24 protein-coding genes, 1 tRNA gene and 2 pseudogenes are annotated in these 26,681 nt (G+C 62.6%); 15 read left to right on the top strand and 12 right to left on the bottom strand.

Translation table 11 applies throughout. The features are described from left to right. Positions 1-41: 41 nt before the first annotated feature. Entirely contained in the window at positions 42-839 is a 798-nt protein-coding gene (locus FGF80_RS06670; RefSeq protein ID WP_006185716.1) for a class I SAM-dependent methyltransferase, read from the top strand. A 47-nt stretch (positions 840-886) separates the two neighbouring features. On the opposite strand, the gene FGF80_RS06665 is transcribed toward FGF80_RS06670, so the two are convergent. The 4 genes from FGF80_RS06665 to FGF80_RS06650 are packed head-to-tail and all read right to left on the bottom strand — an operon-like array spanning position 887 to position 3,355. After that, positions 887-1,333 carry a hypothetical protein gene (locus tag FGF80_RS06665; RefSeq protein ID WP_138652928.1) on the bottom strand — a complete coding sequence of 149 codons (447 nt, stop codon included), beginning with the start codon at positions 1,331-1,333 and terminating at the stop codon, positions 887-889. Beyond that, positions 1,330-2,133 carry a hypothetical protein gene (locus FGF80_RS06660; protein ID WP_138652926.1) on the bottom strand — a complete coding sequence of 268 codons (804 nt, stop codon included), beginning with the start codon at positions 2,131-2,133 and terminating at the stop codon, positions 1,330-1,332. Before FGF80_RS06660 ends, FGF80_RS06665 begins: the two co-directional genes overlap by 4 nt. A gap of 37 nt (positions 2,134-2,170) precedes the next feature. Next, positions 2,171-2,737 (bottom strand): DUF6114 domain-containing protein, encoded by a 567-nt coding sequence (locus tag FGF80_RS06655; protein WP_138652924.1) that lies wholly within the window; start codon positions 2,735-2,737, stop codon positions 2,171-2,173. A 6-nt stretch (positions 2,738-2,743) separates the two neighbouring features. Further along, complete coding sequence (locus FGF80_RS06650; RefSeq protein ID WP_006185712.1) at positions 2,744-3,355, bottom strand: DUF6230 family protein; 612 nt, start codon at positions 3,353-3,355, stop codon at positions 2,744-2,746. 448 nt (positions 3,356-3,803) lie between these two features. Between FGF80_RS06650 and FGF80_RS06645 the strand changes: the two genes are divergently transcribed. The 3 genes from FGF80_RS06645 to FGF80_RS06635 all read left to right on the top strand — a co-directional run bounded on the left by FGF80_RS06645 (position 3,804) and on the right by FGF80_RS06635 (position 6,311). After that, positions 3,804-4,454: a helix-turn-helix domain-containing protein gene (locus FGF80_RS06645; protein ID WP_006185711.1), complete on the top strand. Its 651-nt coding sequence runs from the start codon at positions 3,804-3,806 to the stop codon at positions 4,452-4,454. Between the two features lie 107 nt (positions 4,455-4,561). After that, on the top strand, positions 4,562-5,530 hold the full coding sequence (locus tag FGF80_RS06640; RefSeq protein WP_006185710.1) for an ABC transporter ATP-binding protein: 969 nt from the start codon (positions 4,562-4,564) through the stop codon (positions 5,528-5,530). Beyond that, positions 5,523-6,311: an ABC transporter permease subunit gene (locus FGF80_RS06635; RefSeq protein ID WP_006185709.1), complete on the top strand. Its 789-nt coding sequence runs from the start codon at positions 5,523-5,525 to the stop codon at positions 6,309-6,311. The genes FGF80_RS06640 and FGF80_RS06635 overlap by 8 nt, the downstream gene beginning before the upstream one ends. Before the next feature lie 54 nt (positions 6,312-6,365). Here the strand turns inward: FGF80_RS06635 and FGF80_RS06630 are convergent, their stop codons facing one another. After that, positions 6,366-7,064 carry a DUF7095 family protein gene (locus FGF80_RS06630; RefSeq protein ID WP_006185708.1) on the bottom strand — a complete coding sequence of 233 codons (699 nt, stop codon included), beginning with the start codon at positions 7,062-7,064 and terminating at the stop codon, positions 6,366-6,368. 179 nt (positions 7,065-7,243) lie between these two features. Here FGF80_RS06630 and FGF80_RS06625 point away from each other — a divergent pair, with 179 nt between their 5' ends. After that, entirely contained in the window at positions 7,244-7,963 is a 720-nt protein-coding gene (locus FGF80_RS06625) for an alpha/beta fold hydrolase (protein WP_138652922.1), read from the top strand. 141 nt (positions 7,964-8,104) lie between these two features. After that, positions 8,105-9,064, top strand: a complete 960-nt coding sequence (ncsA, locus tag FGF80_RS06620) for a tRNA 2-thiolation protein NcsA (RefSeq protein WP_138652920.1) — start codon at positions 8,105-8,107, stop codon at positions 9,062-9,064. Positions 9,065-9,394: 330 nt separating this feature from the next. Here the strand turns inward: ncsA and ftsZ are convergent, their stop codons facing one another. From ftsZ to FGF80_RS06605, 3 genes are all read right to left on the bottom strand, one after another. Continuing rightward, positions 9,395-10,582: a cell division protein FtsZ gene (ftsZ, locus tag FGF80_RS06615; RefSeq protein ID WP_006185705.1), complete on the bottom strand. Its 1,188-nt coding sequence runs from the start codon at positions 10,580-10,582 to the stop codon at positions 9,395-9,397. 2 nt (positions 10,583-10,584) lie between these two features. Continuing rightward, positions 10,585-10,764, bottom strand: coding sequence for a ribbon-helix-helix domain-containing protein (locus FGF80_RS06610; RefSeq protein ID WP_006185704.1), 180 nt, complete (start codon positions 10,762-10,764; stop codon positions 10,585-10,587). A 195-nt stretch (positions 10,765-10,959) separates the two neighbouring features. After that, a complete protein-coding gene (locus tag FGF80_RS06605) occupies positions 10,960-11,574 on the bottom strand; it encodes a ribbon-helix-helix protein, CopG family (protein ID WP_138652918.1) in 615 nt (204 codons plus the stop codon). A 128-nt stretch (positions 11,575-11,702) separates the two neighbouring features. On the opposite strand from FGF80_RS06605, the gene FGF80_RS06600 reads away from it, so the two are divergent. Then, positions 11,703-11,776 (top strand) — tRNA-Tyr (locus FGF80_RS06600). A gap of 367 nt (positions 11,777-12,143) precedes the next feature. Here FGF80_RS06600 and FGF80_RS19535 read toward each other — a convergent pair. Together FGF80_RS19535 and FGF80_RS06585 are read right to left on the bottom strand one after the other, a co-directional pair. After that, a pseudogene (locus tag FGF80_RS19535) lies at positions 12,144-12,469 on the bottom strand (hypothetical protein). Between the two features lie 838 nt (positions 12,470-13,307). Further along, entirely contained in the window at positions 13,308-14,138 is an 831-nt protein-coding gene (locus FGF80_RS06585) for a DUF1573 domain-containing protein (protein WP_138652914.1), read from the bottom strand. Positions 14,139-14,481: 343 nt separating this feature from the next. Between FGF80_RS06585 and FGF80_RS06580 the strand changes: the two genes are divergently transcribed. From FGF80_RS06580 to FGF80_RS06570, 3 genes and pseudogenes are all read left to right on the top strand, one after another. Further along, entirely contained in the window at positions 14,482-15,345 is an 864-nt protein-coding gene (locus tag FGF80_RS06580) for a hypothetical protein (protein WP_138652912.1), read from the top strand. A gap of 129 nt (positions 15,346-15,474) precedes the next feature. Beyond that, complete coding sequence (locus FGF80_RS06575; RefSeq protein WP_138652910.1) at positions 15,475-16,416, top strand: hypothetical protein; 942 nt, start codon at positions 15,475-15,477, stop codon at positions 16,414-16,416. Positions 16,417-16,994: 578 nt separating this feature from the next. Continuing rightward, positions 16,995-17,186 (top strand): annotated as a pseudogene (locus tag FGF80_RS06570) (site-specific integrase); the annotation flags it as partial. Positions 17,187-17,375: 189 nt separating this feature from the next. On the opposite strand, the gene FGF80_RS06565 reads toward FGF80_RS06570, so the two are convergent. Continuing rightward, a complete protein-coding gene (locus FGF80_RS06565; protein WP_138652908.1) occupies positions 17,376-17,789 on the bottom strand; it encodes a VOC family protein in 414 nt (137 codons plus the stop codon). 620 nt (positions 17,790-18,409) lie between these two features. On the opposite strand from FGF80_RS06565, the gene FGF80_RS06560 reads away from it, so the two are divergent. The 5 genes from FGF80_RS06560 (at position 18,410) to FGF80_RS06540 (ending at position 25,128) form a co-directional block, all read left to right on the top strand. Then, the gene (locus tag FGF80_RS06560) at positions 18,410-19,171 is read left to right on the top strand and encodes an ABC transporter ATP-binding protein (protein WP_138652906.1); all 762 of its coding nucleotides are present in this window, start codon (positions 18,410-18,412) and stop codon (positions 19,169-19,171) included. Continuing rightward, positions 19,161-20,444 (top strand): ABC transporter permease, encoded by a 1,284-nt coding sequence (locus FGF80_RS06555; protein WP_175416998.1) that lies wholly within the window; start codon positions 19,161-19,163, stop codon positions 20,442-20,444. The genes FGF80_RS06560 and FGF80_RS06555 overlap by 11 nt, the downstream gene beginning before the upstream one ends. Beyond that, the gene (locus FGF80_RS06550; protein ID WP_138652902.1) at positions 20,444-21,673 is read left to right on the top strand and encodes an ABC transporter permease; all 1,230 of its coding nucleotides are present in this window, start codon (positions 20,444-20,446) and stop codon (positions 21,671-21,673) included. The genes FGF80_RS06555 and FGF80_RS06550 overlap by 1 nt, the downstream gene beginning before the upstream one ends. A gap of 86 nt (positions 21,674-21,759) precedes the next feature. After that, on the top strand, positions 21,760-22,179 hold the full coding sequence (locus FGF80_RS06545) for a hypothetical protein (RefSeq protein WP_138652900.1): 420 nt from the start codon (positions 21,760-21,762) through the stop codon (positions 22,177-22,179). Between the two features lie 108 nt (positions 22,180-22,287). After that, positions 22,288-25,128: a DEAD/DEAH box helicase gene (locus tag FGF80_RS06540; RefSeq protein ID WP_138652898.1), complete on the top strand. Its 2,841-nt coding sequence runs from the start codon at positions 22,288-22,290 to the stop codon at positions 25,126-25,128. Positions 25,129-25,226: 98 nt separating this feature from the next. On the opposite strand, the gene FGF80_RS06535 is transcribed toward FGF80_RS06540, so the two are convergent. Next, positions 25,227-26,450, bottom strand: a complete 1,224-nt coding sequence (locus tag FGF80_RS06535; protein WP_138652896.1) for a polysaccharide deacetylase family protein — start codon at positions 26,448-26,450, stop codon at positions 25,227-25,229. Between the last annotated feature and the right edge of the window lie 231 nt (positions 26,451-26,681).

Genomic DNA, 26,681 nt, shown 5'->3' with positions numbered 1-26,681 from the left:
AAACCGACCCGTTTTTACTCGATTCGGTCGTACGGCCGACCGTGCGCGAGTTTTCCGAATCCTACCTCAGTCGGACCCGCGAGGGAATGTGGGCCGACTCCCGCGCGGCGCTCGAGCCGCTGGCCCTCGACGCCCACGACCGGATTCTGGACGTGGGTTGCGGGACCGGCGAGTTGAGCCGCGTCCTCGCCGCGGAGTCGTCGGGCGAGGTGATCGGCTGCGATGCCGATCCCGACCTGCTCGCGGCCGCGGGCGAGCATGTCCCGGTCGTCGCCGGCGACGCCTTTCAACTCCCTTTCCCGGACGACGCCTTCGATCTCGTCGTCTGTCAGGCGTTACTGATCAACCTGCCCGAGCCCGCGGCCGCCGTTTCCGAGTTCGCGCGCGTCTCCACGGACCTCGTGGCGGCCGTCGAACCCGACAACGCCGCGGTCGAGATCGACTCGAGCGTCGACGCGGAAGGCCGCCTCGAGCGCCGCGCGCGGCGGGCCTATCTCGACGGCGTCCCGACGGACGTCGCGCTCGGGGCCGACGCTCGCGAGGCGTTCGAGGCGGCGGGTCTCGAGGTAAGCGAGACCCGTCGGTACGACCATGTCCGGACGATCGAACCGCCCTACGGCGAGCCGGCGCTGGTCGCGGCCCGTCGGAAGGCGACCGGTGCGGGCTTGGCCGACGATCGGGAGACGATGCTTTCGGGGCCGCTAACTGAGGCGGAGTACGACGACCTCCGCGGATCGTGGCGGGAGATGGGACGGACGGTCATCGAGCAGATGGAAGCCGGGGAGTATCGCCGCACCGAAGCGGTGCCGTTCTTCGTCACCGTCGGCCGCCGTCCTTAGTTCGGACGAGCGCGACCGCGTTTCGCCGGTCGGAACGCGTCGACCCGTCACCACGGGCGAAGCAACCGGAGTCCGCTGCCGATCAGACCGCCGATGAGTCCATCGACGGCGGTCAGCAGCGAGAAGACGATGGCCAGCAACACGACGCTCGGGAGACCGAGTCCGGAGAGCCCCGGACTGAGCGGCCCGATCGAGGCGAACACGAACAGCGGCGGTTCGGTGTACAGTCCGAAGAGGGAACCGACAAACGTCATGAAGAAGCCCGCGAGGCCGCCCGCGAGCGCGCTCGCGGTCACCGCGTACGCGAGGCCGGTCGCCATCCGGCCGGCGGCGTACGCGGCGATACCCCCGGCGACGACGCCGCCGCCGATCCGCGCAAAAAGCGGCACCAGAACCGAGGAGAGTGAAATAAACGCCCCGACGGCGGCGGCTCGGAGGACGAGCCCCGTGTCGACCGTCGCGACGGGTTGCCGTGTCTCCTCGTGGTCACTCATGGCTCGAGTGCCCGTTCGTCATTGGTCACGTCGCGAGTCGCTCGCTCGCGCGCCGGCGTCTCGGTGTCGCCGGTCTCGCCGGTGTCGTCGGTATTCGACGGGGTCGTGGGTTCCGCCCGGTCACTGTCGGGATTCGAGTGCTCGCTCTCGGAGTCGTTCGACGGGGAGTCGCCGACCGAGTCACCTGGGGAACTGTCGTGTTCGCTATCCGGATGGTCGCCATCGCTTTCGTTGCCCTGCCGATCGTTCTCCCCGGGTCGGTGATCGGTTTCATTACCTTGGTTGTCGGTTTCGTTACCTTGGTTGTCAGTCTCGTTACCGCCCTGGCCGTCGCTTTCGTACGGTGGATCGAACGGGACGGGTGTGGGGATATCGCGTTGCGGGCCGACCTCGACGCCGTACCCGGTGACGGCGAGGTTGCGCAACTCGACCGAGCGGACATCGACAACGACATCAGTTCGTTGAGCTGTGAAACACTCCTCGGCCGCCGCGAGGTCGTTGAGCGTCTCGTTTCGCCGATCGGTCCGTAACACGATGGTTCCCGCTGCGGACCGTGTCTCCTCGAGTTCGACGCGTCCGGTTTCGTCGAGGTAGATCGTGACGTTCTCGCCCCCACTTCGGACGACGACGCGGTTGGTATCCGGCGTGGGTTGCTGAACGCAGACGGTCGCCCCATCGATCCCGTCGAGGTCGACCGTGAGGGCTCGCTCGTCGGTCTGACCGGCAACGTGGATCGGTCCGACCACGGCCCCACCGAGAGCAACCGCCAACACGACGGCGAGCGTACCGGTCCGGATCATACGTTGGGGCAGTCCGTCGGTCGCGTTCTTCCTGACCTCACTCGTCGGCCCCCCGCCGCTTGATGCGTTCGAGGCCCGCGCGACAGCCCAGGATGACCGTGCCGACGAGGCGAGCGAACCCCGCGTTGATCCGGGCCGCCGCTTTGTCGATCACGCTCGGCTCGGAGACGGCCTCGTCGACGGCGTCGTCCCTTGGCTTCCAGGCGATACAGAGGTTCCCTCCGACGATGCCGAGCAGCATGCCGACCAGCAACCCGCCGAGCGAGCCGAACAGCGAGAAGATCGACAGGATGATCCCGACGACGCCGGCTCCATGGGCTCGAGCGGGCCTCGACAGCGCGTAGAGTCCCGACAGAAAGACGAACACGCCGAAGAGAGCACCGATCGCGAGAAAGCCGGTCATCTCTCCGCCGATGAAGGCGATATCCGGCAGGATTCGCATCGGCACCCACGTGATGAGGAGGCCGGCCAGGCACAGCAGGAGGCCACCGAAGAACGGCCGTCCCCTCCGCCAGGCGTTGAACCGACTCCATCGGGAACCGATCCACCGGCGAACCCGTGCGGGAAGCGTCTCGGACTCGTTCTGGCCGCTTTCGGACGACATGGACGATCACCCGTCGGGGTGGTACTCCACGTCGACGTCGAGACCGGGGAGTGTGATCTCGTTGGAGGCGAGGTACACCGCATCCATTTCGACGTCTTTTTGCACCATTCCGGGACTGTCGGCGGAGATGTCCGTGAGGTAGCCGTCCTCGGGATCGGCGTTCTCGCCGGCGGTCTGCTGGAACTGCTTTTCCGGATTGTCGCTCGCTTGAGCGTTGACGACCTGTCCGTTGAACGTCGCCTCCTCGGCTTGCAAGTTGGTCATTTTGATGTACTGCTCGTCGGCCTTGACCGTCTCGTCGGCGGCGAACGAGATCTCCATCGAACCGTCGATCAGGGGAATGGACTTCTCCCCGCTCAGTACCATGCCGTCGATCTCGACGCCGCGCTGTTCGACGACGGCGACCGGCGTCGTCCCCTCGGTGTTCTCCCCGACGCTGGGATAGAGGAGGAACTCGTCCGACCTGATCTCGTCGGCCGTGACGGTAAAGCCGCCGCCCTCAGCGGTGGCCATCGCCGTCGCGTAGGCCGTCCCCGACGAGAGGACGACGAGACCGACCATGGCGACGACCAGAAACGAGGCGCAGGTCCCGACCGCGAGTCGCTTTCGGCGGTACATACTAAACCCACCCCCGGACGATCGGTTCGGCCGCTTTCGTCCTATTCGCCGATTTCACGCCGTGTCCGCTTCGATATTGCGGAGTCATTTCGAACGTCACAAGTGCACACCCAACACGACCTCGGATCATTTTTCCTCCTTGTATACGGGGGCATTTATAACCGACCGTGGGGAAATATTACGGGGGGAATAGATGAGGTTCGATCGGGAAGCCACGACAGTCGCTCGAGGGGGTAGTGAACGGATCGCCATCCCAACTGGTATAAAGAGTCGTGGAAACGCGGGGGAACGCCTATTGCGAAGAACGGTTCGTGTCGGAGCATGCGAACGAAGCGGACAGGAACCGACAGGAGCATGGTCTGCTGTACCGAGATCGTACGTTCCTGTCGGACAAATATATGGTGAACGATACTGAAAAATACGCGTACGATGTCGTGACTGTCGGACAATGAGATACGCGAAATGCGTTATTATCCCCGACGACGAGGGACTGCACCCGCTCGATCGGCGGATCGCGGACCATCCCGATGTGACGCGTGAACTCCTCCATAACGTCAACCTCCTCGCCGACGAGACGATCGTCGTACTCTACCGGTTCTCGGGGAAGCGAACCGTGCTCGAGTCGATTCTGTCGGAGTCGCCGATGGTCAACCAGTTCCAACTCTCGAGCGCCGATGGCGAGCACCACGCCTACGTCCATCTCGAGGCTCACGAGCGCCTCGTCGGGCTGTTGAGCATGCTGAGGGAGTTCGAATTTATCTACGATACCCCTCTCGAGTTCACGCGCCGTGGCGGCCTGCGGGTCACGATGATCGGTGACGTGAAGAGCTTTCAGGCGGCCGTTCCGGACGTTCCCGACGGGATCAGGCTCAAACTTCTCAAGACGGGGCGATACGAACCGAGCACGGGCCGGCTGTTCTCCCAGCTCACCGCCCGCCAACAGGAGATCCTCCGGACCGCCGTCGATATGGGGTACTACGACGTTCCGCGAGCGGTGACCCACGACGACATCGGCGAAGAACTGGGCTGTACCGGGGGGACGGTCGGCGGCCACCTGCGAAAGATCGAGTCGACGATCCTTACTCAGATCGTCCCGTAACGGGTCCGAGTCGGCGCGAACTGAGAGTCGACTGCGTCCGTCCGGTTCGAGCAGAGGACGGTGGATCGACGCCCGGTTACATACGGCCGGCCGTCGACGGGGTCGGTATGGCAGCGATCGAACTCGAGGGGCTCACCAAGGATTATGGCGAGGTGCGCGCCAACGACGGCGTCACGTTCGCCGTCGAGCGCGGCGAGGTCTTCGGCTACCTCGGCCCGAACGGCGCGGGGAAGACGACGACGATCCGGACGGTACTCGGACTGCTCTCCCCGACCGCCGGAACGATCCGGCTGCTCGGCCGGGACGTGACCGACGAGGCGCAACTACTCGAGGCCAAACGCCGACTCGGCTACCTCCCTGACGATCCGGCGTTCGACGAGACGGCGACCGGTCGCGAGATCCTCGACCTGCACGCGTCGCTCAAGGGCGACGAGCGCAGCGCGGAGTTGCTCGCGCTGTTCGACCCACCGCTCGACCGCGAGATCAGGGAGTATTCGCGGGGAAACGTACAGAAACTGGGACTGGTGACGACGTTCATGCACGATCCCGACCTGGTGATCTTGGACGAACCGACCGGCGGGCTCGACCCCTTGCTCCAACAGCGGTTCAACGAGTTCGTCCGAGCCGAACGGAACGCAGAGGTGACGGTGTTTTTCTCCTCGCACATCCTGAGCGAGGTCCGCAAACTGTGTGACCGCGTCGGGATCATTCGTGACGGACGGTTGGTCACGGTCGAACCCGTCGAATCGCTGTTGGACAGGAGCGGCAAGTTCGTCCGACTCCACGCCGACGAGCCGATTCCGATTCGCTCGCTCGAGGTCGACGGCGTTCACGGGCTCGAGTCCAACGGCGGGGCCGGCCCGAGCGACGGGGCCGAATACGTCTTTACGTTCACCGGCGACATCAACGCCCTGCTCGCGGCCATCCGGGAGTACCGACTGGTCGACCTCTCGATCGAGGAAGCGCCGCTCGAGGACGTGTTCATGCGGTTTTACGGCGGTGATGCCACCGATTCACCGGCCGCGACCGAGCAGGCGGCGGCCGGTACCGACCGGGGTGGGAGCGGCGATGTTTGAACTGACATGGTACGACGGCCGACGCCGCGTTCGCGGAAGCATCGCTCTCTCGGTCGGGCTGTCCGCGCTCGCCGCGATGGTCATCTGGGTCTACCCGTCGTTCGAGGCCGAAGTCGACCTCGACCAGTTGCTTGCCGCCTATCCCGACCCGATTCTACAGGTGATGGGCGTCCAAACGATGACGAGTCTGGGTGGGTTCCTCTCGTTCGAGCTGTACACCTTCGGATGGGTCATCATGCTCGGCCTGTATCTGGCCTACAGTACGGCAGGCACGATCGCCGACGATGTCGATCGCGGTCGGATGGACGTCCTGCTTTCGATGCCGCTCTCCCGGCGGCGGCTGGTCGCCGAGCGGTTCGCCGCGATTGCGGTGCCGATCCTCGGTGCGAACCTCCTGCCGCCGGTCGTCGTCGTCGTCGGTGCGCGACTGATCGACCACCCCCTCGCCGTCGCGGACGTGCTCGCGGTCCACGTGCTGTCGATCCCCTATTTGTTCGCCTGCGCCGGGATCGGCTTGCTCGCGTCGGTCGTCTTCGATCGCGCGGCGATCGCTCAGCGGGTTGCGCTCGGGGTCACGTTCGTACTCTTCCTGTCCGAGTCGCTGCTCACCGGCACCGACGCCGAGACGATCGGTGCGATCGCGCCGATGCGCTACTACGACCCGAACGCGGTGTTGCTCGAGGGACGCTACGATCTCGCCGGGGCGGGGATTCTCGTCGCGATGACGCTCGCTTTCCTCGTCGCGAGCCAACTGTGGTTCGGCCGGACCGATATCCACTGAGGAGTCCACGACAGCGGCACGGGTATGGATCAGCCGTCGACTCCGACGGCAATCTTAGACGACGTCTCCACGAACCGTTACGCCGTCTTGTCGGTCGCGCCAGGCGTGGAGTTCGCGGGCCGCCGTCTCGGCCTCGTCGTCGTCCAGCCCGAGCATCTCGAGGGCCGCCGACAGCGTCGGCAGCGCCAAGTCGCCCGCTCGGAGCTTCCGAAACGCCTCGTCGCTTCTGGTCCCCTCGGCCCAGAGACAGACTCCGCGCGGATCGAGCAACTGGGTGTAGTCCTCGCGCAGTTGTGCACCCCGCAGCCGCTGTGTAACGTTGTCCTCGAACGACGAGTTACAGACCTCGAGATGGACCGGTTCGTCGTCCGTGAGGAGGTGTGCGGCGAGACACCGTTCGGGCGCGGCGTGGCCGTTCGCATTGGCCCGGAGATAGTCGGGAAACTCGGTCGCCCAGTCCGCCCGTACGGACTTTCCGACGCCCTCGATGCCGTGGGACTCGCGGAACCGGGCATTCGGGTCCCGTTCGTCCGACTCGTCCCCGTCGGCGCTCGCGTCGGTCGGTTCGCTGTCGTCGCGCAGCAGGACGTCCTTGGTCACGTAGACGTCCAGGCGCTCGACGGGATCGAGACCGAGCGCGACATCGCCGACGGCCCACACCTCGCGGACCGGGACCGGCATCCGCTCGGTCGCGACGGTTTCGACGATCCGCGCGAGGCGATCGACCGCGTCACTGCGGGCCAATCCGGTCATTGGGCTCCCTTGGGCGTCGACGCGCAAAGACGTTTCCCAGTGCCGATCGCGACATGCGTCAGCGGTTCCGCGGCGTCGTGCCCGCGGCAGTCGCGGTCGCACTGCCACGACGCCGCGACCGTCTCGAGCGCCGCAGTAAGAGATCAGGTTTTTTATCGGTTCCCGATGAACGGAATCCTATGCGACACCGGATCTTCAACGCGGACGGCGACGAGGATCTCGTCTTCGTCATGGGCTGGGGCAACCGCTGGACTCACGAAAACGTCAGCTGGCTCATCGGACAGTTGACCGATGCCGGCTACCGCGTACACGCGTTCGAACTCCCCACGAATATCGACGATTTCAAAGCCGACTGGCTCGAGCCCGTCGCCGAGTACGTCCGCGATCTCGGGACGTACCAGCTGCTGGGCCACAGCGCGGGGGCGCTCGTCGCGCAGGCTTTGGACGGCGCGGACAACCACGTCTACCTGAGCCCGTGGTGGGGATACGGCGAGAACTTCCCGGAGTCGCTGTTGGATGCGGTGTCGCCCCTCCCGACGACGTTCCCGTGTCTCCCGATCGGTGACCTCGACGAGGATGCGCTGGGCGAGCGGACGACGGACCACCAGATCGAGACGACGCCGTCGTGGGTCTCGCCGGCGTTCGTCCGTGAGACCCGTCGCGCACAGGACGAACTCCTGACAATCGACCACGACGCGGTCGTCTTCTGTTCGCTGCGCGATCCCGTCGTCAGCCTCCGGCCGATCGGCGAGCGGGTGCCCGCCGAACACGTCGTCCTCTACAACGGCGGCCACGAACTGTTCTCCTCGGCCGCTCGCGACCACTACGTCGATCGCCTGCTTGCCGCCCTCGAGAACGGCTCCGCGGCCGTCGAGGAGCGGGAATCGGCTCCCGCTTGAACCCGCTCGCCCGGGTCCGTCCGACACCAGCCTCGCTCGGCGCGTTGACTGCGGCCAACCGCACCGCAGACCCTGTCGGACGCCGTCGGTCGTCTCCGCCAGACGAAACCGTGATTGGCGGCGACCGACAACGAACCGCTAATGGACTGTAACCGCTGTGACGAGGAGGCGGTCATGCACGCCGCCTACTCCGGGGCACACCTCTGTGCGGATCACTTCCGCGAATCGGTCGAAAAGCGGGTGCGCCGTCGAGTCCGCCGGGACGATCTCGTTCCCCACGACGCGACGCCCGAAACCCCCCAAACCTGGGTGATCGGCCTCTCGGGTGGCAAGGACAGCGTCGTCCTCACGCGGATCCTCCACGACACGTTCGCAGAGGACCCCCGCATCGAACTCGTCGGGCTGACGATTCACGAGGGGATCGAAGGCTACCGCGACAAGTCCGTCGAGGCTTGTGTGGAACTCTGCGAGGCCCTCGAGATCCGCCACGAACTCGTCAGCTACGAGGAGGAGTTCGGCGTCCGGATGGACGATGTCGTCGAGGACGACCCCGAGAACATGGCCGCCTGTGCCTACTGCGGAGTCTTCCGGCGGGACCTTCTCTCGAAATACGCCGAGGAACTCGAGGCCGATCTCCTTCTCACCGGGCACAATCTCGACGACGAGGCCCAGACCGCGCTGATGAACGTGCTCGAAGGTGACGTCGAACAGATGGCGAAACACTTCGATGCCAGCCTCGGCCCCCTCTCCGAGCGCGAGGAGCAAGACGAGTTCGTCCCGCGGGCGAAACCGCTGCGGGACGTCCCGGAAAAGGAGGTCGCCCTCTACGCTCACCTCAACGATCTGCCCGCTCACATCACCGAATGTCCCCACGCCAGCGAGGCGTACCGCGGCGAGATCCAGCAACTCCTCTACGACCTGGAGGAGAACCATCCCGGCACTCGCCATTCGATCCTCTCCGGGTACGAGGAACTCGCGACGATCGCCGCCGAGAAGTACGCCGGCGACGACGGGGCCGACCTACAGAACTGCGTCGAGTGCGGGTCGACGACCACGCGAGACGTGTGCCGGAAGTGCTCGCTGCTCGAGGCCCTGGTCTGACGCCACTCCCGTTCTCGTCCTGTTCTCGCCTCCATTCGTCGATGCTCTCGAGTCCGGCCCCGGTAATCCGTCAGTCGCGGCCGAGCGAGTGCCTCGACGTATGCGTTCCCTTAGCCGTATACGGTCGTAAACGGCCGGTTCGGCGAACGATACGCTGAAAACCGGATACGACACCTTCTCGGTATCGGTGGCCCGGCTCGGGGTCCGAGCCAAGCGTCACCACTGCCGAGTCGGGCGTCGACAAAACGCGATCGTGAACTCGAGAGGTGACCGGCACGACGGTGGTGTGTCGGTCGTGTGGTCGTGCCGGGACCGTCCGGTCGATCGTGATTACCGGATCACGTCGACGCCGTTCTGTCGCTCGACCTCGTCGCGGCCGCCGTCGCTCTGTGCGCCGAACTCGGGGCTGCCGGTCTCGACGTTCTTGCTCGCGTCGAAGTCGGCCTCGGTCACGCCCTCGATACTCTGGCGGGACTTGTCGGCCTGCTTCTGGGTCGTCGGACCAAGCACCTGTGCGCTCTGAACGCCGGTCATGATGGCCATGACACGCACCTTACCCTTGTACGACTCCTGAATACGGGCGCCCCAGATGACGTTCGCCGAGGCCTCGAGGCGCTCGGTGATGTTGTCGGCGATGCCCTCGGCCTCTTTCAGCGTGAGGTCGGGACCGCCGGTGATGTGGACGAGGCCACCCGACGCGCCGCGGTAGTCGACATCGAGCAGCGGGTGGTTCATCGCGTCCTTGACGACTTCGTCGGTCTTGTTCTTGTCCTGGGTCTCGCCGACGAGCATCACCGCGACGCCGCCCTGGTTCATGATCGTGGACATGTCGGCGTAGTCCAGATTGATCAGGGACGGCTGTGTGATCGTCTCCGAGATGCCCTTGACCGTCTCGGCGATGATCTGGTCCATCACCGAGAACGCTTTCCCGATCGGCAGGTTCGGGACGTAATCGAGCAGTCGGTTGTTGTCCAGTACGATGATCGAGTCGGCCTGATCACGCAACTTCTCCAAGCCTTCCTCGGCTTTGACCGTGCGGGCGCGCTCGACGTTGAACGGCGTCGAGACCATCCCGACGACGATCGCACCCTGCTCTTTGGCGATTTTCGAGACGACGGGGGCGGCACCCGTGCCGGTCCCGCCGCCCATCCCCGCGGTCACGAAGACGAGATCCGCGTCGCCCAGCACTTCCTTGATCGTTCCCTGGGCCATCTCGGTCGCGCGTTCGCCCATCGACGGGTCGCCGCCGGCTCCGAGCCCGTTCGTGAGCGATTTACCGACGAGGATCTTCGTGTCGGCCTCGATCATCTTGAGGTGCTGTTTGTCCGTGTTGATCGCCACGGTGTCGGCACCGTCGACGCCGATGTTGTACAACCGGTTGATGGTGTTGTTACCGGCACCGCCACAGCCGACGATGACGATTCGTGGCTCCCCGAACTCGTCGTCGTCCATCGGGGCGTCCATCTCCCGGGCCTCTTCCTCCGCGTTCTCTAAGGCGTCCTGAACGATATCCTGCATCGTTACACCTTGGCCCAGTTGCGTTTACCGGACTGTTCGCTGGGTCCGTCCTGTTGCTCGTTGATCATCTCACGGACGGCCGACCGGATCGCTTCGCTCCGGTTCGGGAACTCGCCCGAGTCGACCAGTTGCTCTACTTCCTCGATCTGCTGTTTCGGGATTCGCAGTGTCACACGCTCCATGGTTGTATTCCCCGTTGGGTAAGACGGTGGCGCGCCCCTGTCAGACGCGGCGTGTCTTACGACGGAACTGCCCGACATCGGGCGATTTTCCGTCTTTTCGACGGGTGTAAGACAATCCGTCTTACGCGAATAATTGGATGTCCGGCTTGGATAATAAAACTTTCGCCGAGTCTGACTTTCAGTGTCTTACACCGGTCAGTACTGGTGATTGTCGGACTCGAGAACGTCCGCCGCCGGCGTCCGACGACCGCACCCGGGACAAAACGACCAGTCCGAACGGACCTCGTCGCCGCAGTCACAGAACAACCGCCGCGAGGCCTTTTCGCCGCAGTTGGGACAGTATACGTGGTTCCCCTCGAGTTGGTCGCCACACTGGTTACACTGAACGTCACCGTCGCCGGGCGGTGTGTCCGACGGCTCGTGAGTCCGCGCCCGCTCTCCGTCGTCGGTCGGCTGAGTCACTACCGTCTCGCGCGTGCGCCCGCGATCGGCGCGTTCGTCGGACCGCGGTTCCCCCTCGAGCGAGACGGTAACGGTAACAGCTTGTGGATCCGTCGACGGTGTTCGTGCGTCCACACGTTCGAGTCCGAGTTCACGCAATCGGGCCTCGAGTCGTTCGTCGACCCGTTTCCGAACCAGTTCGTCGATTGCGCCCTCCGTGTCGCAGTTCCGATCCCCACCGCTCCGCGCCGTTCCGTCGGACTCGAGATACGAGCGCAGCGCCTCCCGCATCGCTTCACTCTTGGAGCGGTCCAGCTCCTCGAGTTGCTCGACGAGATCGTCGTCGGCGCGGAACGTGATCTTGCTCATTGGCGAGTTGCTCCCGTGTTATCACGCCTGCTATATCAATCATGCTGCTGATCACGGTCGCTGACACGTTCCCCCTCGTCCCGAATAATAACCCTTATGTGTACCACGGCGGCTACGTTTGAGTGCGCCCGCCCTTAGCTCAGACTGGTAGAGCAGTCGACTGTAGATCGACTTGCCCCCCGTTCAAATCGGGGAGGGCGGACTTCCTTCCTCGTCGACGTACAGTAGATACCGAATAGCCCGCCGTCTTGCGATTTCACCCCGCTCGAGACGGCCGCGAATTCTGAGTGGAACAAGGATCTTGTTGGGGGTCCGCGCCGTCTTGCGAATCCCATAGCTGAGAGGTGGGTCGCGTGAGCCGGCACTGTCCCCACTGCGGTGGGCGTATGACAACCCAGACCTCGGCCGGCGGCCTCCCCCGTCGCGTAACCCACTGACGAGGAGTCAGTCGACTTCCTCGAACTGATCGACGTGAAGGCGACCGACGGCAGCCCCGACGACGAGGTGCTCCGCATACTCGTCTCGGAATTGGGTGGCCGCCGCTTTCGATCCGAACTCGATTCACTCGGTCATTCGTAGGCACCGGTGATGTGGCGGGCCAGCCGGCAGTCCTTGCGTGTCCGAGAGTGGCCGCCGTAGCCGCCCTCTGGTCAGTCTGTTGGATCGATGACCGCTCGAGGACATCCTCGAGGTCGGGCGTGACGTGCCACGACTTCTGGCCGGCTGGGGTGTCGACCCAGACGACCGGCCAGTCGTCGTGGCGGTACCAGCCCGCGGTGTCCGGTCCCCAGGTGAGTCGCATCGCCCTCGCGAAGGCGATCGCGAGCAGATTTCGGTCGTGGTAGACATCGTCGAGAGTCTTCTCGTCAGTCGGTGGCGGGTTGTCTGCACCCATGCTCAGATGGGTCGCTCGAGCGAGTGATAGCGGTCGGGAATATCATAGTCTCGTACTGGTGAGACCAATGTTTAAACAGATTCAGGACCAGTTCAAAACGTAGCCATGCCGATCCATCAGTTGACACAAGTTGGTCGTACGTCGGGCGGTGTTGTACTCCCGAAGAGCGAACTTCGGGCGCTTGGATTGGTTGATGAGAATGGTCATGTAAAGGACCAACCAGTCAGGATAACGCAAACAGATGTCGGTACGTGGAAAGTATCTGTGGTAGATCCAGATGATTATCCGAAATCAGAGCAGATGAAATAATAGGGAGATCACTCGCTATTTAGCGCTTCGATGCCATCGCGCACGTAAAAAGATCAGGCAGTACGAGTGACACGGATTGATACAGGGACATAGGTAGTGTCTGTACTTAAACTGAATGGTTATTTGGGGAAACAAATAGGAATCAAAGCAGAATATACTACGATTATGGAAGGTCATATATTAGAAGTCATCAAGTTGTCTTTGCTGAACCATAATCTTAGTCTTTTTGTACATATATGAGAAGTGTTTTTCACACAGTAGCCAAAACTGAGGGTGATTATTACCTGTAGTGTGTGATAAATCACCGACTCCCCGTTCAGTTTCCAATTCCCAAGTCGCATATTTTGCGTAGCTACCACAAAACGCACAAAGATCCGAATTATCTGCTCTTTGCCGTAATTTGATGACACATCTATTACACAAGTGGAAGTATCTGTCATCATCCCCTATAAAGCAGAAAATCTGATTTTGGACGGTCCCAGACCCACAATTGGCACATGCTTTGTCTCTCATCACCTCCCAAATATTATTAGTCTTCATTAAAATCAGATAGTGTATAATTATCGCCTGGACTTTTCTCCGCTATTACTACCCCAGTTTCTTCCCTATAATTTAGGAAGCCTGCTTCTTCCAGTTCACTAAGTCTATACTCTAATTGGGAGGAGCTAGTTTTGACCATTCTACTTAGTACATCTATTTCGATCTTCCCTCGCTCTTGTACAATACTTATGACAGCCTGTTGTTTCGACCATCGGTTTTGCCACTTCTGTTCATCTCTACGATCATCGAGATCAGAGGCAATAGCATCTATTGATGCTTCAATACTTTCAGCACTGGTCGCGAGAGAGGTTAGTGGATCTGAATCCCAAATTTCGTTAGATTCTTCTCGTTTAGTAATAACATCAAAGTTAACACTTCCTGAAAACGATCGAGGGATATCAAATTGGTCTTTGCATCGAATTTCATACTCTATCTCAGAGGAAGCATTATTTTCGTCAAGATAATCTTTCACCGCCTGTGTCTGGAGTTTCCATCTTCCATCTTCCCCAATTACTATTGGGAAGGCTGCAGTAGCTCCAGGAGCAAGGCTTGATTTTTCCCATGTTCTTGTTTTATCTGCGATAGTCCATTCAGCTTCAATACCATATGCATAATCTGATCCAGTATTTCGTACTACAAATTGTGTAGTAACAGGACTTCTGCTTTCAACTTCTCCACTCAAATGTGGTTGATACTGTTGCTCCAATATTTTTGTCTGCCTCCCGTAAAGAACCAGAAGACCAAATGATAGTGCAATCGACCCAAACGCACCGACAAGTTGGGTGATTCGCAGAAGTTCGCTGTTGCCCTGCACGGGCACGAGGTTAATGTCTCCCCGTAGTTCGAGGAGGGTAAATCCCAATGCTGCAATAAGAACAAAATATCCTAACAGGACTCCTTTTCGACTCCAAAAGTAGTGCCAGTATCGTTTTGACCGATGTCGCATTCCCCCTATTCTCATGAGAGAACAAACATCAAACCCCATGACTCTTTTCGGTCAATCTCGATAGAGTCCACATGCAGCTCACTCTGATTACGAACTTAGCGTAGCATACAGAGAGAGAGAGAGAGATCTGTCCGAGAAGTAGAGTACCATCGGACTCTTTGCCCTACCAAGCTAGCGGGCCGGTCAATTTATGTGTTCAACAGGTTATCAGGAAATTATGACTGATAATCCCAATGAGGATGGCGGAGCGTCTGAAATGGAGTTCCCAGAACTTGAACCTCCGACTCTAATAGACGATGGTCAGTTCACCATCCCAGAGGGCTGGGAGGAAATCGAATTCGAACAAGGTGTGTACGGTCCCGATCAAAAGGAAGGCGTTCAGGCGCGGTTTGAGGCAGGATCTGACACAATAGAGGTTATCCCAGTTGAGTTTGAGAGAATGGGTAATAGCGAATTCGTTCAGGGTCTCAATTCGGATATGAGAAAACGAGAGAGCAGCCCTGAGATCGATGAGAAGCCGGATATTGGTCCGCAGACATCCTTTGCGGTTCACCTCAGGTATGATACTTTCAGTTCGTGGGATTCTGAATACTATACTATCACCAGCAGTGGTGATGATGCACTCGCAGTTGCTTGTTGGCTGGCGAACGCGGATGTTGCAGGTAGTACAGCTGAATTGGATGAAATCGTCGATATCCACAATGGGGAGACGATGGACTATCGGGACCGGTCGGACAAGGACCGACTCGAGGACTCATTCGCCGAAGATCCAGGTCGGTGCCTAATTAGTGGCTCTCCAACTCAGAGCCACGAGGTTTCAATCCCGTTCCGATATGCACCCCTGCTTGAAGGCTACCCAACTACCTACCAAGATGTGCCGGCGATTCCAGAAACAGTCGGTAGCTTCCGAGCAGCCGTCTCACACACGGAATGGACTGATCACGAACTCGACGAGGATGCGTTCCAGTCTCAAGTTGAACGAACAGCGGAAGGCGAATATACACTCGATGAGGATGTGATCGATCTAGTGGAAGGGTTCCCAGCTGAGGATGTTACTCTGGTCACTCTCGGGGAAGAGTAGTCTGCACGGTCTTGGTTACAAACTTATCATGGCACGCTGAGTCATGTCCGAGAACTCATACAGAGTCGGACAAACAATGATTCACACATGGGAAAAGCAATAAAAGTGGAGAAGAGATAGCGCCCTAAGATGGAGGGTGGAAACTATTTCTTTTCGTCATTAGCTCAGGTGGTTGCTACTGCTATTGGGTTCATACTCGCTTTTTCTGGGGTTATATATACAATTCAGAAGAACCGAGCGAGAGAAGAAATCGGTAGAATGATCGAGGAAACAGCTCCAGTTTATAAAAAATATGGAGATATCACATCTACCGTTACTGACGAACTTTGGGAAGAGGGGGATTTCGCTGCGCCGTTCAAAGGCCTAACACATATGTTTATGAAAGATCCCGATCTTGAATCTTGGGCTGAAAAACAGGATGATCAAACCACTGCCCTCCTCTGGGCTCACCTCCGGCAAATAAACACAAAATTACTATTAATATCATCTACATCGAATGCAGGAAATGTAACTGCCGAGTTTGACTCGTTAGAAGAACACATCAGAGAAGCAAAAGATTTGACAGAGGATGATGAAGCGGTCACCGACATTCACTCTGAATTAGGCGATAGCACCTCTAATTGTAGAAACCAAAGAGTATTCGACATCTCCGAAGAGTCGCCTGACCCATTCTATATGCAAGATCGATCTCAGGACTATAGCATCAAAACTATTGATGATTTGAATACAATACTTACTGAACTTGATAGTACACTTCATGGGATTCGAGCCCGGTATACTCCTGAGAGGGTTGAATATTATGATGAACCACCAATGGCGATTTTTCGCCAAGTTGTACTTCTGTTTATTTCTGGAGTGTTAATTCCTGTAGGGTTCTTAATTCGATACCCGGATAGTCTAAATCAGGCTATTTTTTCTCTCTTTGGCCATACCGTCTCTGAATATCTTTTTCTCCTCATTCAACTATCGCTCATAGTTTTCATCTCTTGGATGCTGTTTAGATCCCTCCTGACTATTTGGAACTATATGAATTTTGCTGATGTTGGGGGTGTAGTAATCGAAGAAAAATAGCCCTCAATAGATTATTTTTCACAGTATCGTACTCTCCTCTGGTTTGCGTCACTTCGATCTCGGGCGTATCTACTTGCAGAACGTTATTGGTTAAGGAGAGCTGTAACGAACCCACCAACGACAAAGAGGATTAGTCCGAATGCTGAGGTGGGAGTGATACACTGCACAAGGTTTTTGATATTATTCGTCGTTTCAGTAGTGCTTGTATCTTCAATATTCCCATCAGGGCTGTGAGCGAGAACGCAGAACATAGTGGGCAGTTGCGTGATTAGGAGGATGGCCATCAATACTGAGATGATAGTCCCCTGCATGTTCATTTTCGTCTGCGTATTCAATCTCTGGATATTTAACTCTCTTTCTACCGGAGTGAAACGCCATCCAATTATTCGACAATGTATACCGTGTGAGGTCCATCCTCTGGAACCACACCGTTCTATTCGTATACGCATTTACTGTGACCGTTGTGTCCGAGAAGTTCACCAGAGTCGGACAGAATCGACCCGATCTCCCCCTCGAGCCCCACCGAAAAAACTAGATTCCCCGCGGTTCTTGTCCGGAATGCAGGCAACCCGGACGCCATGAACCTGCAACAGCACGAGAACCGCGACGACATGAAGGTCTGGCTCAGCCAGAACGAAGTAGCACAGTTGCTCGAGGCGGCCGATGATACCCAACAACGGATTGCGTTCGCACTCGGAGCGCGGTGCGGCCTCCGCTCACACGAAGTCCTCGACGTTGCGCCGGAGGACATCGTCGATACCAATGCCGGACGATGCTCCGCGCCTAGGATTCTTCTATTTGATTGATCCCTGAAGCCGATTGTGGTCCCGATTGGAACGGTTTAGACACCGACTGGACGCTGCTGTGCCGATGGGACGTGTATTGACCTTCACTGGCATTAGAGGGCCCGTAGCACGTGTGCCGTGGCAGAGACAGGAGCGCGTCTCTCCGAGTGAGACCTACTCCGGTCCGACGACCTCGAGCTTAATACCGTCGGGCCCCTCGCAGTAGAGCGCATAATAGCCGCCTGCATAGGGATGTTGTTCGTCGTAAAGAACGGTAGCGTCATCCCTCTCACGGACACGTGCAGTCAGTTTATCGACCTGATCACGGGATTCGGCATGGAACGCGATGTGATTCAGTCCTGCTGCCCGTCTGTCAAACGGATGGTCGGAGTTCGGCGCTCGTTTGAGGACGAGATACGTCGGCCCCTTGCTCCAAGAGCAGCCATCCTGCCACTCGTTTTTCGGTTCGTAACCGAGTTCGGCGAGTATCCAGCCCCAAAAGTCACGTGACGTTTCCAGATCGGACGCACACAGTTCAAGATGGTGAACGTGTCCAGCTTGGTCAGGGTCGCCATCGGTCTCGCCCATACGGGGTGATGACGGTGATCTGGTAAAAACGTCTCTCCATAATACACTCAATACGTACCATGAGTGCCGTGTCCACGAATGCGTGGCATCCGGACGCCCATGTGACGTGATCTCCGTTCGTCCTCAGTCGCGCCGCTCGAGGCGCGCCTGCTCCCGGCACAATCGCGACGCGAGTACGACGTACGGAATCCCGAACGGACTGGACCGACTCTCAGCCGTGTCGGGAGGCGATCGTATCGCTCCGATGTGCACCATCGGATTTCATGACCGTCCTGAACGGAGACCGTGTCCCGATCGCGGCACAGCGATGCGCGACCGCGTGCCGCTGCCCCATAGATGGTTCGAGGCCAGCCACGACGCCGGCCGAACACAGTCACCGTCACTGATCTGTACGGCTCCGTTTCGACGGGGATGGTCGGACAGCCCATCCCTACCGGCCGGTGTCGTCGGTCGACGGCGTCCGGACCCGCGTCGGCACCCAACGGACCGGACAGCCCCTTCACGCGCGTGGTCTCGAGTCCGTTGTCTCCAGGCAACGGTCTGTAGCGCCCGTCTGACAGGGGTAACCGGGTCGAAACAATGAGCCGCCGGCTCGTCCGCTGGGAGTGAGATCGTTGCGAATGTCCAAGCAATCAGTACGCGGTTCGCGATCGTCGGCGAGGGATCGGGCGGACGAACGCGAATCGGCGACGGCCGTCCGCCTCGAGGGAGTCACCCACGAGTACGGGTCGACTGGCGGCCGGTTTCGCTCGGGCAACGAGCGGACGGTGACCGCACTCCGTGACGTCGCCCTCGACGTCCCGACCGGGTCGATCGTCGGACTCGAGGGGCCGAGCGGGAGCGGGAAGTCGACGGTGTTACACGCGGTCGCGGGGCTGTTGGTCCCGACGGCGGGCAGCGTCGAGCTTCGGGGAACCGACATCGCGGCGCTGTCCGACGCGGAGCGAACGCGGTTGCGGCGACGCCATGTCGGCATCGTGTTTCAGCGATTCCACCTTCTCCCGTCGCTCTCCGCTCGTGCGAACGTCGCGTTGCCGCTCGTCCAGTCGGGCGTTCCGCGGGCCGCCCGCCGGGACCGTGCGACGACGTTGCTCGAGGCGGTCGGGCTCGGCGACCGAACGACCCATCTCCCGAGCGAACTCAGCGGCGGCGAGCGCCAGCGCGTCGCGATCGCGCGGGCGCTGTCGACGGACCCGGACGTGATCGTCGCCGACGAGCCGACGGGCGAACTCGATACGGCGACGGGCCAGGATGTCCTCGAGTTGCTGACCGATGTCGGACGCGAGCGGGCGGTGCTGGTCGCCTCACACGACGAGGCCACGCTCGCGGTCGCGGATCGGGTCGTCACCCTGTGTGACGGACGGGTGGACGATGTCCGATGAGACCGCGGACCCTCCCGTGGACGCAGAGCCGCGGCGTCGGACGCGCTGGCGAGGGGTCATCGGGCTGACGCTCTCGAGATGGTGGCGACGTGCGACACGAACGACGAGGGGCCGGATCGCGTCGACGGTCGCTGCCGTCGCGCTGACGATCGCGTTTCTGGTCGTCGTGACGGGCATCGCGCTGGCGCTCGCTGACGGCGGCATGGCGACCGCGGACGACGCGGACGTCCGGATCACGCCCGAGGAGAGCGGGACGCTGTCGTCGGTCGACGGCGTCGAGGGGCCGCGACTCGGCGCGACCAACGAGCGAGCCGCGGCGATCCGCTCGCGAGACGGCGTCGAGCACGCCTCGCCGGTGTTAGTCGAGACGGCACGACTCGAGTCGACGGACGGCGACCCACGAACTGTTCGACTGATCGGCTTCGTACCGGACGGGGAGTCCCGAACCGTCGCGGGGCTGCCGACCACGGCTCTCGAGCCCGGTGATCCGCACTATGCCAACGGGAGCTACGACGGACCGCGGAATCGGGAGCTCGTCCTCTCACCGACTGCCGCGGAGCGACTCGACGCCACCGCGGGCGACGAGTTGTCCGTCTCGATGGGCGGGGCGGAGCGAGCCGGTGGGGCGACGGCCTCGGTGACGGTGACGGCCGTCGCGGACGGGGGGGCGGGCGGTAGCGGTGCGCCGATCGCACTGGTTCACCTGAGCGAACTCCAGTCGTTCTCGGGCGCGGAGACCGGGGAACTCGCCGATCGGCTGCTGCTCTGGGGCGAGGCCGACGCGGCGCGGTCGGCCGCCACCGACGCCTACCCCGCTGCGGCGGTCGAGGTAGCCGGCGGCACCGATCCGTCGACGCTGTTCGAGGACGGGCTGGCGTTCGCGACGAGCGTGATCGCGCTGCTGGTCGGCGTGACCGTCTGTGCGTCGTTCGTCGCGACGACTATGGGAATGACCGTCGACGAGGATCGGCGCACCCTCGCGGTCCTCGAGTCGGTCGGCTTCCTGACCCGCAGCCGGCTCGCCGTCGTCGCGGTGTCGATGGGGATCACGACGGTGGTGGGTTCGATCGTCGGCATCGGCCTCGGCGCGGCGGGCATCGTTGCCGTCAACGCCGTCGCCGGTGCGACCGTCGCGCCGGGGACGGTCGCTCACTTCCATCCGGTGTTCGTCCCGTACGCGATCGGCGTCGCGCTCGTTGCGGGGCTGGTCGCCGTTCCCTACCCGCTGGCTGTGGCCGCGCGGACGGCCGTTCTCGAGGAGGTGGCTCGATAATGCTGCGACGCGCGATCGTCAGAACGCGCGCCGTCGTCGGGCTCGCGATCGCACAGCTTCGGCGGTCGCCCGGTCGAACGGCGCTGACCGTTCTCGCCGTCACGCTGGCCGTGCTCTCGGTGACGGTCCTGGCGAGCCTCGGCGTCGGCGTCGTGGAAAAGGGCGAGAAGGGACTGGACCGGGCCAACAGGGACATCTGGGTCTCGAGCGATCCGGTCGATCCGGCCGCCAGCGGGACCGAGAACCCGCTCGTGGGAGCCCACGGGATGGCCGCCGAAATGACCGCCCGGGATGACGTTCGGACCGCGTCTCCGATCGCGATGTACGATGTCTACGTCGGACCGAACGCCTCGGAACTGGAACGCAGGCCCGCAGTCGGGGTCCAGAAAACCCACGAGGGGTTCGATTTCCGGGCGGGGAGCGGGTTCGCTGTCGACGAGGAGGCTGCCGCCGGTCCCCCGCCCGACGAGCCGACGACCAACGAGATCGTGATCGACCCGCGCGTCGCCGACGCGATGAACGTCTCCGTCGGGGAGACGATCGCCGTCGGGACGAGCAGACAAACGGCTGCGGCCCACGAGTTCACCGTCGTCGGGACCGCGGACTACTATTCGCGGTATCTGAGTTCGCCGACGGTGACGATGCCGCTGGGTGACTTACAGGCGATCGCCGGCACGTCGGGGACCGACCGAGCGACGTTCATTACCGCGGACGTGGCGGACAATGCCGACCGGGACGCCGTCGCGAGCGACCTCAGCGAGGCGTACCCCGAGTACGACGTACGAACTAGCGACGAACAGGTCGCGTCGATGATCGAAGAGCGGACGGTCGTCCTTGCGAGCGGCGCGACGCTGGTCGGGCTCGCCGTCGTCGGCGGCGTCGTCCTGACGGCGAACCTGTTCGCGCTCGTGGCCCACCAGCAACGCGAGCAACTCGCGGCGCTCCGGGCGATCGGCCTGTCTCGACGCGTCCTCGCCGGCACGATCGGCGCACAGGGGCTCGTCATCGGCTTGGTCGGCGGGATCGTCGGTCTCGCGGCGACGCCGCTTGCCGTGCTCGGACTGAACCGGTTCTCGGCGTCGGTCCTCGGTTTCGAGAACCTCCTGCAGACGCCGCTCGAGGTCTATCTCAGCGGCTTCGCGCTGGCGCTCGTCGTCGGCACGGTCGTCGCGATCGTCGCCGGCTGGCGAGCGGGCCGCTACGCCCGGATCGACCATCTCGAGGCCTGACTGCGAGCCGGTCGCCTCGGGGGCCGTGACCGGTGTCGACTTTCGCACCCGGAACCCACTTGCCCGCCGGGCCCGTACGTGTCGTGATGCGACCTCGAACACCCGCCGACGAGCGGTTGAACGCGGCGTCCGGACCGAAATCGACGGCTGCCGCTCCGTCCTGGCGGCGTCTCGGCGGCCATCTCCTCACGGCGGTCGGGCTGCTCGCGTTCACCTACGCCGTCTTACGAGTCCTGGGACCGCGGGACGACGTGCCCGTCCAGTCGGTCGCCGACGTGCGGGACGAGATGGAGGGCACCGTCCCCGCTGCACTCCGGGACCGAGCCACCGACACCGTACCGGACGAGCGATCGATCGACACCCTCCGGAATCGAGCCGGGGCTACCGTTTCCGACGATCTCACGGACATCACGATCGACGGTCCCGAAAGCGGGACCTCGGAGACCGCTCCCGATGTCGAGCCCACCGGCGACGTGGACGCCGACGACGCCGAGTCCGAGGAGTGACGCCGCCGGACGCGACAGCGGTCGTCGGAATCCGGTTCCGACTCGAGTGAGGCCCTCGAGATGCCGGAAACGTGGCGCTTATCCGCCGGTCGTGCTTAGCGCGTTCCGATGACTGACGGGGACGTCGCGGCGTTTACGCACCTCGGAGCGACGGTTCGTGGCGCGCTCTCCGAACGCGGGTTTTCCCGACCGACGGCACCGCAACGACTGGCGATTCCGCCGCTGTCGGCCGGCGAAAACACGCTGGTGATCGCGCCCACCGGGAGCGGCAAGACCGAGACGGCGATGTTGCCCGTCTTCGATCACCTGGTTGCCGGCGACGGTCCGCCGGAGGGATTCGGCGCGCTCTATATCACCCCGCTGCGGGCCCTGAACCGCGACATGCGCGACCGCCTCGAGTGGTGGGGCGAGTACCTCGACCTCGCGGTCGATGTCCGCCACGGCGACACCACGGACTACCAGCGGAGCAAGCAAGCCGAGGATCCGCCGGACGTGTTGATCACGACGCCCGAGACCGTGCAGGCGATGCTGACGGGCGAGCGCCTTCGGGAGGCGCTCGCGGACGTTTCTCACGTCGTGATCGACGAAGTCCACGAACTCGCCGCTTCGAAACGTGGCGCGCAGTTGGCGATCGCCCTCGAGCGGCTCCGGGACCTCGCCGGCCCGGTCCAACGGATCGGCCTCTCGGCGACCGTCGGCGACCCGGCGGAAGTCGGGCAGTTCCTCACGGGCGGCCGCCCCTGTGAGATCCGCGAGATCGACGTCGGAAGCAACGTCGACGTGACGGTGCGCGAACCCGAGGTCACGGCCGAAGACGAGCGGTTGGCGGGGGAACTGCTGACCGAAGCGGACACGGCCAGCCACGTCCGAGTGATCCGTGACCTGGTCGCCGAGCACGAGTCGACACTGATTTTCGTTAACACGAGACAGACTGCCGAGGCGCTGGGCTCGCGGTTCAAGGAACTCGAGTTACCGATCGGGGTTCACCACGGCTCGCTCTCGAAGGAGGCCCGGATCGACGTCGAGGACCGGTTCAAGGCCGGCGAGATCGACGGGCTGCTGTGTACGTCCTCGATGGAGCTCGGGATCGATGTCGGACAGGTCGATCACGTGATCCAGTACAAGAGCCCGCGGCAGGTCACGCGACTCCTCCAGCGGATCGGGCGGGCGGGCCACCGACAGGACGCGGTCTCGAGCGGGACGATCGTCACGACGCGGCCGGACGACACCTTCGAGGCGCTATCGATCGCCCGCCGGGCCCGCGATGGCGAGGTCGAGCCGGCGGCGATCCACGAGGGCAGTCTGGACGTGGTCGCCAACCAGTTGCCGGCGATCGTCCAGAGCCGCGGGGACACCCCCGTCGACGAGGCCGTCGAGACCGTCACGCGGTCGTATCCGTTCCGGAACGTGCCCGAAGCGACGATCCGCGAGATCATCGGGGAACTCGATCGCAACCGCATCCTGTGGTTCGACGAGGGCGAGGACCGCATCGAGACCACCGGCGGCACCTGGCAGTACGTCTACGCGAACCTCTCGATGATTCCCGACGAGGAGACCTACGAGGTCCACGACATCGCCTCGGGAGGCCAGATCGGAACCTTAGACGAGCGGTTCGTCGTCAATTTCGCCCAGCCCGGCGCGGTGTTCATCCAGCGAGGCGAGATGTGGCGGATCGCCGAGATCGACGACGAGGAGGCTCGAGTCAAGGTCAGCCCGATCGAAGACCCCGCCGGCGAGGTCCCCTCTTGGATCGGGCAGGAGATCCCCGTTCCCGCCGCGGTGGCGGGCGAGGTCGGCGAGATTCGCGCCGTCGCGGAACCGCAGTTGGCCGCCGGGGCCGACGCCGCCGCGGTCGGTCGGGAACTCGCGGGCCGCTATCCCGCCGACGAGTACACCATGACCGAGGCCTGCGCCCAACTTGAGCGACAGATCGAGGGCGAATCGCCGATGCCGACGGCCGAGCGGTTGGTCCTCGAGCGACAGGGGCGGACGATCGTCCTCAACGCGCCCTTCGGCCACGCGGCCAACGAGACGCTCGGGCGGATGCTGTCGGCGCTGCTGGGCCAGCGGGCCGGTTCCTCGGTTGGTCTCGAGACCGATCCCTACCGGATCGAACTCGAGGTCCCGCACTCGATCGCGACCAGCGAGGTCATCGAGGTGCTCGAGGAGACCGATCCGGACCACGTCGAGACGATCGTCGAACTCGGGCTCAAGAACTCCGACGCCCTCGCGTTCCGGCTGACGCAGGTGTCCGCGAAGTTCGGCGCACTCAAGCGCTGGCAAGCGAAGGGCTCGGGCCGGCTCTCGAACGATCGGTTGCTCTCGGCGCTCGAGGACACGCCGATGTACGAGGAGGCGATCCGGGAAGTGTTCCACGAGGACCTCGATATCGAGCGCGCGAGTGCGGTACTCGAGGGGGTCCAATCGGAGGCGCTCGAGGTGGTGACCCACCGTGGCCGGACGCCGGTCGGACTGGGGGGTCGGTCCTCGGGCGGCAAGGAACTGCTCGCGCCGGAAAACGCCGATGCGAGCGTCATCCAGACGGTCAAAGAGCGGCTTCGGAACGACCGCGTCATCCTGCTGTGTACTCACTGCACGGAGTGGAAGGTGAAAACGACGGTCAAGCGAGTGGCCGACCAACCCGAGTGTCCCGACTGTGGCTCGACGCGGATCGCCTCGCTGAACCCGTGGGCCGACGAGGTCGTGCAGGCGGTCAGGTCCCAGGCAAAAGACGCGGAGCAGCGGGAGCTGACCGAACGCGCGTTCCGAGCGGCGAGTCTCGTACAGAGCCACGGGAAACAGGCCGTGATCGCCATGGCCGCCCGCGGGGTCGGCCCCCACAACGCCGCCCAGATCATCAACAAGCTCCGCGAGGACGAAGCCGAGTTCTACCGCGACATCCTCTCGAAGGAACGGGAGTACGCCCGAACGCAGTCGTTCTGGGACTGAGATTGGCGGGACACACCGTCCCTGGGTGCCCGACGACGCGCTCCCGACACTTCCGCGTTCACTGCGCCGGCGACGGCTCGAGCGGCGGGACGAGGCAGTCAGTGGCCGACCGTGTCCTCGATATCCGACGGGCGGATCACCTCGAGTTCGCCGGCCGATTCGAGCTCGGCGAGGTAGGCGACCGTCTCCGCGAGCACGGACTCGGCGTCGTCGTCGAGTTTACCGAAGGCGAGCGACGTGATGCCGCCTCGGTCGGCGGTGAGGTCGAGTATCGAACGCGCCTCGTCGGCGTCGGGAGCGGTGACCCGCGAACAGAGGTGCGGGTTCACGGCGGCCCCCTGGGACGGGTAGCGACCGGCGAACGCGAGGTCGTGGTGCGCCGTGACGGCCTCGAGCGTGTCCTCGTCGTACCGACCGTACGGGTACGAGAAGTACCGCGCGCCCGACTCGAACCCCGCGTCCTCGAGCCACGCCACGGCGTCGCTGACCTCCGTTTCGGGGTCGCGATCCGACGAGAGGTCGGTGAGGTCAGCCCCGTGTGCCGAGTGGCTCCCGATCGTCCAGCCGGCATCGGCGAGTGCCGCCACCTGATCGCGAACGAGGTGCTCGCCCTCGTCGCTGTCGGCCTCGCGGATTCGCCCCGTCGTGAGGAACGATACCGCCGGGTAGTCGTACTCCTCGAGAATCGGAAGTGCGCGGGTGTAGTCCGTCTCGTAGCCGCCGTCGAACTGGAGCATGACCTGCCCGGTCTCCGGCGCGTCGACGAACCGGAGGTCGTCGACCCACACCGCCCCTTTGTCGTCCTCGCCCGTCCAGCGGATGATTTGAACCTCGCTCACGGCGCTCCAGTCCGGGTCGCCGTCGATAGTGTCGATTCCGAAGTTGCACTGTACGAGCGGCGTATCAGTGTGGATGCGCTGCCGGAAGTCGATCCGGTCGCCGTCCTCGTCGAGCAACTGGACGACGATATCGGCCTGCTCCTCCGTCGCCAGCGCCAGCGCGGGACGGGTCCCCGAGAGATCGCGGGGCGTTGCGAGGTCCCGAACGAGTCTGACCTGATCGTCCCCGTCGCCCGACTCGATCCGCGCGGATTGGGACCCGGTGTACGATCGATCGGCGTCCGCCGAGAGGGTCCCGATCGGAGCGTTCCACTCGCTGATGTCCTCGAAGTCGTCGAACGCGTTGACCTCCGCCCCGTCGTCGGACGCCGTTCCGTCCTCGGCGGACCCGTCGTCCGCGGTCTCGTTCTCTGCCTCTTCGGTGCTCGAACAGCCGGCGAGCGCGACCGCCGCGGCCGCGCCGAGATACGTTCGTCGTTGCATCACTGGCGATCGCTTGCGACACGAAGCGGCCCATTGTTATGCTCGGTCACCAGCGGCCACGGCGGCTCTGTAGCGGCGGGAAAACCCGATCCGCGGCGACCGCATCGCCGCGGGATGCGACCGTCCCCGTGCCCGGGTCGGTCGCTCGAGCCCGCTGCTCGTTCGGCAATCGGCCCGCGACGGCGGAAGACGCGGGCTATCGGGAGGTACGGCCGGCCTACAGTCGCCGCT

The organism is Natrinema pallidum, from assembly GCF_005890195.1.
GTDB lineage: Archaea > Halobacteriota > Halobacteria > Halobacteriales > Natrialbaceae > Natrinema > Natrinema pallidum.
This window is presented reverse-complemented; position numbering and strand designations above follow the sequence as displayed.

What these genes read in the sequence shown, in the direction of transcription:
- FGF80_RS06665 (WP_138652928.1), bottom strand. Translation starts at nt 1,333, where the DNA reads ATGAGTGACCACGAGGAGACACGGCAACCCGTCGCGACGGTCGACACG.
- FGF80_RS06660 (WP_138652926.1), bottom strand. Translation starts at nt 2,133, where the DNA reads ATGATCCGGACCGGTACGCTCGCCGTCGTGTTGGCGGTTGCTCTCGGT.
- FGF80_RS06655 (WP_138652924.1), bottom strand. Translation starts at nt 2,737, where the DNA reads ATGTCGTCCGAAAGCGGCCAGAACGAGTCCGAGACGCTTCCCGCACGG.
- FGF80_RS06650 (WP_006185712.1), bottom strand. Translation starts at nt 3,355, where the DNA reads ATGTACCGCCGAAAGCGACTCGCGGTCGGGACCTGCGCCTCGTTTCTG.
- FGF80_RS06645 (WP_006185711.1), top strand. Translation starts at nt 3,804, where the DNA reads ATGAGATACGCGAAATGCGTTATTATCCCCGACGACGAGGGACTGCAC.
- FGF80_RS06640 (WP_006185710.1), top strand. Translation starts at nt 4,562, where the DNA reads ATGGCAGCGATCGAACTCGAGGGGCTCACCAAGGATTATGGCGAGGTG.
- FGF80_RS06635 (WP_006185709.1), top strand. Translation starts at nt 5,523, where the DNA reads ATGTTTGAACTGACATGGTACGACGGCCGACGCCGCGTTCGCGGAAGC.
- FGF80_RS06630 (WP_006185708.1), bottom strand. Translation starts at nt 7,064, where the DNA reads ATGACCGGATTGGCCCGCAGTGACGCGGTCGATCGCCTCGCGCGGATC.
- FGF80_RS06625 (WP_138652922.1), top strand. Translation starts at nt 7,244, where the DNA reads ATGCGACACCGGATCTTCAACGCGGACGGCGACGAGGATCTCGTCTTC.
- ncsA (WP_138652920.1), top strand. Translation starts at nt 8,105, where the DNA reads ATGGACTGTAACCGCTGTGACGAGGAGGCGGTCATGCACGCCGCCTAC.
- ftsZ (WP_006185705.1), bottom strand. Translation starts at nt 10,582, where the DNA reads ATGCAGGATATCGTTCAGGACGCCTTAGAGAACGCGGAGGAAGAGGCC.
- FGF80_RS06610 (WP_006185704.1), bottom strand. Translation starts at nt 10,764, where the DNA reads ATGGAGCGTGTGACACTGCGAATCCCGAAACAGCAGATCGAGGAAGTA.
- FGF80_RS06605 (WP_138652918.1), bottom strand. Translation starts at nt 11,574, where the DNA reads ATGAGCAAGATCACGTTCCGCGCCGACGACGATCTCGTCGAGCAACTC.
- FGF80_RS06580 (WP_138652912.1), top strand. Translation starts at nt 14,482, where the DNA reads ATGACTGATAATCCCAATGAGGATGGCGGAGCGTCTGAAATGGAGTTC.
- FGF80_RS06575 (WP_138652910.1), top strand. Translation starts at nt 15,475, where the DNA reads ATGGAGGGTGGAAACTATTTCTTTTCGTCATTAGCTCAGGTGGTTGCT.
- FGF80_RS06565 (WP_138652908.1), bottom strand. Translation starts at nt 17,789, where the DNA reads ATGGGCGAGACCGATGGCGACCCTGACCAAGCTGGACACGTTCACCAT.
- FGF80_RS06560 (WP_138652906.1), top strand. Translation starts at nt 18,410, where the DNA reads ATGTCCAAGCAATCAGTACGCGGTTCGCGATCGTCGGCGAGGGATCGG.
- FGF80_RS06555 (WP_175416998.1), top strand. Translation starts at nt 19,161, where the DNA reads ATGTCCGATGAGACCGCGGACCCTCCCGTGGACGCAGAGCCGCGGCGT.
- FGF80_RS06550 (WP_138652902.1), top strand. Translation starts at nt 20,444, where the DNA reads ATGCTGCGACGCGCGATCGTCAGAACGCGCGCCGTCGTCGGGCTCGCG.
- FGF80_RS06545 (WP_138652900.1), top strand. Translation starts at nt 21,760, where the DNA reads ATGCGACCTCGAACACCCGCCGACGAGCGGTTGAACGCGGCGTCCGGA.
- FGF80_RS06540 (WP_138652898.1), top strand. Translation starts at nt 22,288, where the DNA reads ATGACTGACGGGGACGTCGCGGCGTTTACGCACCTCGGAGCGACGGTT.
- FGF80_RS06535 (WP_138652896.1), bottom strand. Translation starts at nt 26,450, where the DNA reads ATGCAACGACGAACGTATCTCGGCGCGGCCGCGGCGGTCGCGCTCGCC.